This window comes from Chengkuizengella axinellae (genome assembly GCF_030730905.1).
GTDB classification, from domain to species: Bacteria; Bacillota; Bacilli; order Paenibacillales; family KCTC-33759; genus Chengkuizengella; species Chengkuizengella axinellae.
This window is the reverse complement of the sequence record NZ_JAVAMP010000009.1, coordinates 166046-174080: the sequence shown is the minus strand read 5'-3', so window position 1 is coordinate 174080 and position 8035 is coordinate 166046. Positions and strand designations below refer to the sequence as shown.

Annotated in this window: 5 protein-coding genes; 4 read left to right on the top strand and 1 reads right to left on the bottom strand. The window is 35.5% G+C overall.

The genetic code is table 11. The features are described 5' to 3' along the window. From Q5Y73_RS16900 to Q5Y73_RS16890, 3 genes are all read left to right on the top strand, one after another. On the top strand, positions 1–1249 hold a 1249-nt coding region (locus Q5Y73_RS16900), incomplete at its 5' end, for a bifunctional 2-methylcitrate dehydratase/aconitate hydratase (protein WP_305993097.1). A 116-nt stretch (positions 1250–1365) separates the two neighbouring features. Further along, positions 1366–1800 carry a DUF6526 family protein gene (locus tag Q5Y73_RS16895; RefSeq protein ID WP_305993096.1) on the top strand — a complete coding sequence of 145 codons (435 nt, stop codon included), beginning with the start codon at positions 1366–1368 and terminating at the stop codon, positions 1798–1800. A 229-nt stretch (positions 1801–2029) separates the two neighbouring features. Continuing rightward, positions 2030–2257 (top strand): CUE domain-containing protein, encoded by a 228-nt coding sequence (locus tag Q5Y73_RS16890; RefSeq protein ID WP_305993095.1) that lies wholly within the window; start codon positions 2030–2032, stop codon positions 2255–2257. Between the two features lie 392 nt (positions 2258–2649). On the opposite strand, the gene Q5Y73_RS16885 is transcribed toward Q5Y73_RS16890, so the two are convergent. Then, the gene (locus Q5Y73_RS16885) at positions 2650–4131 is read right to left on the bottom strand and encodes a methyl-accepting chemotaxis protein (protein ID WP_305993094.1); all 1482 of its coding nucleotides are present in this window, start codon (positions 4129–4131) and stop codon (positions 2650–2652) included. Between the two features lie 708 nt (positions 4132–4839). Here Q5Y73_RS16885 and Q5Y73_RS16880 point away from each other — a divergent pair. Further along, positions 4840–8016, top strand: coding sequence for a glycoside hydrolase family 9 protein (locus Q5Y73_RS16880; protein ID WP_371320227.1), 3177 nt, complete (start codon positions 4840–4842; stop codon positions 8014–8016). The last annotated feature ends 19 nt before the right edge of the window (positions 8017–8035 follow it).

The following is an 8035-nucleotide window of genomic DNA, read 5'->3' as shown; positions in this document are numbered from 1 at the left end:
ACCAGGGACAACAGTAGAAAATGGTGTTCGTGTACCGGGTACCCAGTTTGAATTAGACCCTGTTCAAGGGGCATTTAATATTGGAACGATGATCCGTTGGTTGGATTATAACGACACTTGGCTAGCTCAAGAATGGGGACACCCTTCGGATAACTTAGGTGCGATTCTCGCGGTGGCAGATTATATGAGTCGTGGGAGACTAGCAGAAGGAAGAGAACCGCTGATGATGAAGGATGTGTTGACCGCCTCGATCAAAGCGCATGAAATTCAAGGTGTTTTAGCGTTAGACAACAGTTTGAATCGAGTGGGAGTGGATCATGTTCTGTTTGTGAAGGTGGCATCCACGGCGGTAGCTGCAGCGATGTTAGGTGGTACTTTAGAGGAAGTTATGAATGCGGTTTCAAATGCTTGGATTGATAATGCTAGCCTTCGAACCTATCGTCATTTTCCAAACACAGGTTCAAGAAAATCTTGGGCTGCAGGAGATGCGACAAGTAGAGCAGTATGGTTGTCCTTGATTGCAAAAAAAGGAGAAATGGGATATGCCACTGCACTGACAGCTGAAAAGTGGGGATTCCAAGATGTTTTATTTAAAGGAGAGCAGCTCACCCTTGCTCGTCCTATGGATTCCTATGTGATGGAGCAGGTATTGTTTAAGGTCTCTTTCCCGGCGGAGTTTCATGCGCAAACCGCTGTAGAGTGTGCATTAAAACTACATGATGAAGTAAAGGATCGATTGGATGACATTGGTAAGATTACGATTAACACGCATGAGGCTGCGATTCGAATTATTGATAAAAAAGGACCGCTAAAAAATCCGGCTGATCGGGATCACTGCTTGCAATATATGATAGCGATTGGGTTGATCTTTGGTGATTTAACTGCAGAGCATTATGAAGAAGAAATCGCAGTGGACCCACGTATTGATGCTTTACGAGAGAAAATGGTCGTAGAGGAAAACGAGCAATACAGTGTGGACTATTTGGATGCGGATAAGCGCTCCATTGCAAACGCCTTGCAGGTTCATTTTAAAGATGGGAGCACAACGGATAAGGTCGCTGTAGAATATCCGATTGGTCACCGCAAAAGACGTGATGAGGCGAAACCAAAACTAGTAGAAAAGTTTGAACAAAATTTAGCGACTAGATTCCCAGCTAAAAGAGTAGAATCAATTGTTGCACTTTGCATGGATCAAAAGAGATTAGAAGAAACAGCTGTGCATGATTTTATGAAATTATTTAAAATTTAGTCTGTAAATATCCTTCGATTCATAAGTATGATCGAAGGATATTTTTGTTAAAAGCAAAAATTATAAAGGAATAAATTAACTGTTGTAGAAAGTGTTAAGTAAAGGAGGAGATAGAATTGACTGAACAAAATTATAAAAATCACGTAAGAATGCATCCCGTGTATCATTATGTCGGAGCACCTATTGTGTTTATAGCATTTATAGGAACGATCATTCATTTAGTTTTATCCATTATTTCTGGAGAAAATATTTCTACTTCACTTCTTTGGGTTGGGGGAGCTGTTGGGCTTTTTATCGTTTTTGGACTTGTTCGATTATATTCTAACAAGTTGCAGGATCGAGTGATTCGCTCAGAAGAAAATTTGAGACATTATGTTCTTACTGGACGCTTGTTAGATCCTAATTTAAAGATGAGTCAGATTATTGCTCTAAGGTTTGCAAGTGATGAAGAATTTCCAGTTTTATGTGAAAAAGCAGTGAAGGAGAATTTAGATAGTAAGCAAATTAAAAGATCCGTGCAGAATTGGCGTGGGGATTATGTTCGGATTTGAAAAATAATTAGAACTTAAATCATTGTTTTCTTAAGTTGAAAAAAAGCGCTCATTGTAGTGCTATTTTTTATTTAATGAATTTATTAAGAAAAAGTAAAAGTGTAGAAGATATAGAATTATTTTTAGAACAAAAAGAAGAAACTGTTTATAATTTCGTCAAACATTCCACATAGAATCTGCATAATTTATTGTTAAATTATCTGTATAAATACATTGTGAGGTGTTTAAGATGAAAAAAAGATGGATATTGATTTTAGCTGTTATCATGGTATTTAGCATTGGAACCACAATATATGCTAATGGGACTGATCAAGAAGAAAATAGCATTACTAATTTTGATGAGGTACTTTCTTTTTTCAAGCAAATGCACCCAGATTGGTCAGATGAACAATTAGAAGATATGTACAACGATTGTCATGGAGATGAAAACAATATGCAAAATTTTATGAATTGGTGAAATAGTTGAAGCTGTTAAAACTAGATATGATTTTAAAGATATGATGAAGAGTAAAGATGTTATTGTAAATTACTTTAATTATGCTGAAAATCCAATGAGACATTTGGAAAAAAAGCTAGCTCTATTAGCAAAAGTAAAAAAGAAGAAATATATTTAAATGAAAATTTATGGCATATTTTTAGCTGTGAATTACTACCACATGAAGATAAAAAAATGCGAATCGAATAAAGCTTTTGATAATGTAAAGAAAACAAACGCTATATTTTCTATTAGAATCAAAATCATATTACAATAGATAAGAGATAGTATTGGAACTGAAGAATATTCTTCAATTCCAATACTTTATTTGTTTTGTATCCAAAAAGAGATTTGTATTTTTGCTAAGATTCATGTCACATAAAATTACTCTCCTCACGAATCTCTCTCACTTTTCCATTGGTTTCATTTAAAATTTCTACAATATTTATACTATCTGAGTTTAATGTTTCAACAGATGCTGCTACCTCTTGCAAGCTAGCACTTGTTTGTTCTATCAATGCAGCAAATTCATCAATAGCTTGGTCTCCTGCTTGTGTTTTTAATTCTACTTCACTTGAAAAACCAGTTAAATTCTCCATATGTATATTAAGCTGCTGGAATGACTCATTGATTTTATTAAAATATATAGTGGTCGTTTCGGTAGATTCACTATGGGATTGTATTTCTTCATTGCTAATATTCAATTTTTCTTTTACAAGAGAATTGCTATCCCTAATTAAAGCTAAATTATTTTCAATCTTAATGGCTGTTTTTTCTGTTATAGATGCTAGCTTTCTCATTTCCTGAGCAACGACTGTAAATCCTTTGCCTGCATTACCTGCTCTAGCTGCTTCTATAGAAGCATTTAAAGCTAGTAGATTGGTCTGGGAAGTAATCGCTTTGATTAGATCAGTTAATTCATGTGAATCGTTTATTTTTTCTGTTAGCTCTTCAAAAGTAATAAGCACTTCATTTACGATATCTGTTAAATGATTTATACCTAGTGTTAAATCATTCATTTTATCAGTTCCTTCTTGAGCTCTTAGCTGTGCTTGTTTCGATTCTTTTTTCACAACTTCAGACGTATGGTGGACATTTCCAAATAGTTTTTTAATTTCTTTAGTTTGTCCTACGATATTATGAATATGGTTGCTCTGTTTTTCGCTGCTAGATGATATTTCCTTTAAAGCTATATTCATCTCATTCTGAGCTTGGAGGTTCAGGTTGATTTTTTGGAATATGTCTTCAAGATGATTTAATACCGACCTAATATTTTTTTCAAACTTTATCCTCCGTTTTTCTCTTTTTTTAGCCTCGTCTTGAGATTGCGTTAGTGCTTTTAAGTTTGTAAACTGCTTCGAACCTAAGTGTATGACTAACCCCAGTAAAAGTACGATAATAACAAGGGCCAGAGACAAAGTAGTATAATTTTGCAAGAAAAAGGTTTCGTTTTCTGGTTCAAGAATGACATTAATGATCATGATTATGACACTGAGGATACTTCCAACAATAAATATTTGTTTATGTAAATGTATAGCTGAAAAGATAAGAAAAATGTATACTGCAACCATAGTAGTAATAGAGGGTTTTATTAGAGTAATTGAAACGACAACAAGCACAAAGAATAGTACAACAACTGCATAGGCATAACTAAATTGATTTTTAGATTTTTTATAAAATTGAAACAAAACAATGTTTAATACTAATGTACTACTAAGAAGGAAATAAGATAATAGGGTATTTTCAGTCATAAAATTATTCAATATCGCAACAATACATATAATTGTAAAGATAATAAACATGAACTTGTTTTTGGTTCTAATATCTCTTTCAATTAGTTTTAAGACTTCATTCATAACAATCACCTCAGCTTATATAAAATAGAAAAAGTGCAGCAGTTACTTAAACAGACCATTTATTATAGTTATTTATAACAACATAACATTAGAAATATATTACGATATTTTCCATCTATAGTAAATAGGTATGTTGTCCCAATTTTATATAAAAACTGCCTTAATAATATATAGGTTAAATATTGATTTGAAATCTTTATGTAAAATGAAAATAAGATAGTGACAAAAAAGGAAAAATCTAGTATTGTTTAATTAAATATAGTATTTATTTCTAATGTATTGATTCCATCATTTAGTTACTTCGACCTTTCTACTAATTTGTTATTTACTCATACTCATCTAGTAGAGCTTCCACTCATTTAATACAATTCAAAATATTTAGTTCCATAAATGTAAAACTTTCAATCTCACCTTAAATTCATCTTGTAAATTTTCTATTTTCCTTATCCTTATGTTTGATTAACATTAAACGCTTATATATGAACTCCTGTGAATAAATGAATCAGGGGTGAATATAGATTGTATTGTGTTTCTTTTCAACATAGCATCAAGTTATACGTAAAAGTAATTTACTCTGATATGGGAGGTGAAAATGGTAGAAATGAATCATTTGTTTCAGAAAAATTTCATAAGGAGGAAGAAAATGCGATGAAAGTAGTTCGAATCATTTGTATCTGTTTTCTGTCACTTCTAGTGTTGTTCTCTGGAATGTTTGAAAATTTTCTAATAGGTAAAAAAGTGAATGCCGCATCCGATTCATATAATTATGCGGAAGTACTGCAAAAATCGATTTATTTTTACGAAGCACAGCGTTCTGGTGTATTGCCTGATAATAATCGGGTGGAATGGCGTGGAGATTCAGGTTTAAATGATGGTGCAGATGTTGGACTTGATCTAACAGGAGGCTGGTATGATGCGGGGGATCATGTGAAATTTGGTTTTCCTATGGCAGCCACAACAACAATGTTGGCTTGGTCAGTTTACGAATATAAGGATGGATACATACAAGCAGGCCAATATGAAGAAATATTAGAAAATATTAAATGGGCAACTGATTATTTTATCAAAGCTCATACGGCACCTAATGAATTATATGGTCAAATTGGAGCAGGTGGAGTGGATCATGCTTGGTGGGGGCCAGCAGAAGTGATGCAGATGGAGCGTCCCTCCTACAAAATTGATGCAAGCTGTCCAGGTTCAGATTTAGCCGGAGAAACTGCAGCTGCGTTAGCCGCATCCTCTATTATTTTTGAAGATACAGATCCAACTTATGCAGCCACTTTATTGGATCATGCGATTCAGTTATACGATTTTGCTGATCAATATCGTGGAAAGTACTCTGATTGCATTACAGATGCAGCCTCTTTTTACAACTCATGGAGCGGTTATGAGGATGAGATTACTTGGGGAGCTGTTTGGTTGTACCTAGCTACGGATGATGAAGCTTATTTAGATAAAGCTATTGCTTCTACAGCGGATTGGGGGACTGAAGGTCAAACACCTTATTGGGGTTATTTATGGACACAGGCTTGGGATGATAAGCATTATGGGGCTCAAGTTTTGCTTTCTAAAATTACTGGAGATAGTCAATTTATGACCTCAACTGAACGGAATTTAGATTACTGGACTACAGGAACAGATACTGGACAGCAAATAACTTATACACCTGGTGGATTAGCTTGGTTAGATACATGGGGTGTTTTAAGATATGCTGCAAATGCTTCCTTTATAGCATTTGTATATTCTGACTGGTTGGAAGCCAGTGATCCAGTAAAAGCTCAAAAATATCGTGATTTTGCAGAAAGTCAAATTTTATACATGTTGGGAGATAATCCAGACAATCGAAGTTATGTAATTGGTTTTGGGAATAATCCACCAGAGCATCCACATCATCGAACTTCACACGGTTCATGGGCAGATAGTCAATCTGTACCAGAAAATCACAGACATGTGTTGTATGGGGCTTTAGTTGGAGGGCCAGATCAAGGTGACAATTATACTGATTCTATAGGAGATTATGTAAGTAATGAAGTAGCTACAGATTACAACGCTGGTTTTACAGGTGCGATTGCTAAGATGAATATAATGTACGGAGCAGGACAAGAGCCTTTGCCTAATTTCCCCACACCAGAAGTGCGTGAGGATGAAATGTTTGTAGAAGCTTCGATAAACAGCTCAGCAGAAACATACACAGAGATTAAAGCTCTATTAAATAATCGTTCAGGTTGGCCTGCAAGAATGGGAGATAAACTATCCTTCAAATATTTTGTGGATTTAACAGAAGTGTATGAAGCTGGATATACCGTTAACGATTTAACTACTTCATATGCATATAATCAAGGAGCAACGGTTTCAAACTTTATTCCTTATGATATTGATAACAATATTTATTATGTCTTAATTGATTTTACAGGTGTAGAGATATATCCTGGAGGTCAGTCAGCGTATAAAAAAGAAGTGCAATTTAGAATGGCAGCCCCTTCTGGAACATCCTTTTGGAATCCGAACAATGACTACTCATACCAAGGATTAGCTTCTGCAACTTCAGTTGTGAAAACACCATATATTCCAGTTTATGATGCAGGTTTGAAAGTATTTGGAGATGAGCCTGGTCCTGCTGTTCCTCCTAGTGTTCCGACAATTCTTTTAGTTGAGGAAGGAAATGGGCAAATCACTTTAAGTTGGGATCATTCAGCAGGGGCAAACAGTTACCAAATTCAAAGAGCTGAGGTTAGTGGAGGTCCATATGAGAATGTTGCTTCAACCTCAAATAATAGTTATATAGACACTGGTCTAATCAACGGCAATTCATATTTCTATGTGGTTAGTGCTTCCAACAGTTCTGGACAAAGCCAAAATTCAACTGAAGTACAAGGGACCCCATTTTTATCACAACCAGGCGCTTTTACTTTATCGGCTACGGCAGGTGATGCTCAGGTCGAGCTGAGTTGGAGTGCATCCAATGATGCAGTGAATTATGATGTGTTAAGAGCGGAGCAAAGCGGGGGGCCTTATACAACTATTGCAAATGGAATAACGTTTAGAGATCTCATAGATAACAACGTTGTAAATGGCACCACGTACTATTATCAGATTGTTGCAATTAATGATGCAGGGACAGCAGTGTCAAATGAGAGACAGATTACACCACAGTTGCAGCTACCGGGAATTTTCACATTATCGGCTGATGCTAGTGATGGACAGGTAGATTTAAGTTGGACTGCTTCTTCTTATGCAAACCATTATGAAGTCATGCGGTCAAATTCAGAGGATGGAACATTTCATAGCCTGACATCAGAAATTTCAACTACCTCTTTTGTCGATTCGACTGCTTCAAATGGCACAACTTATTATTATAAAGTAGTTGCATCCAACAGTGCTGGAAGCATCGATTCAAATGTTGTAGAAGCGACTCCAAATGCACCTGCAATTGGAAATTTAGTATTGCAGTATAAAGCGGGGGATACAAGTGCATTTGATAATCACTTTAAACCACATTTTAATATTGTGAACAATGGGAATAATCCTGTTCCTCTAAGTGATTTAACGATTCGTTACTACTATTCAATAGACAGCAATCAGCAGCAGCAATTTCATTGTGATTATGCTTCGATTGGCTGTGGAAATGTTAATGGTAATTATGTATCTATCAGTCCAGCAAATGGAGCTGATTATTTTCTAGAGGTTAGCTTCACATCTGGGGCTGGAAGCATTGCGGCTGGGGGACAAAGTGGGGAAATTCAAACTCGTAACAATAAAATAGATTGGAGTAACTTTGACGAAATGAATGATTACTCTTTTGACAGCACTAAAACCCAATTTACCGATTGGGATCACGTTACACTGTATCAAAATGGTCAATTAGTGTGGGGATTGGAACCTTAAATCGTATGGATGCTCGTGA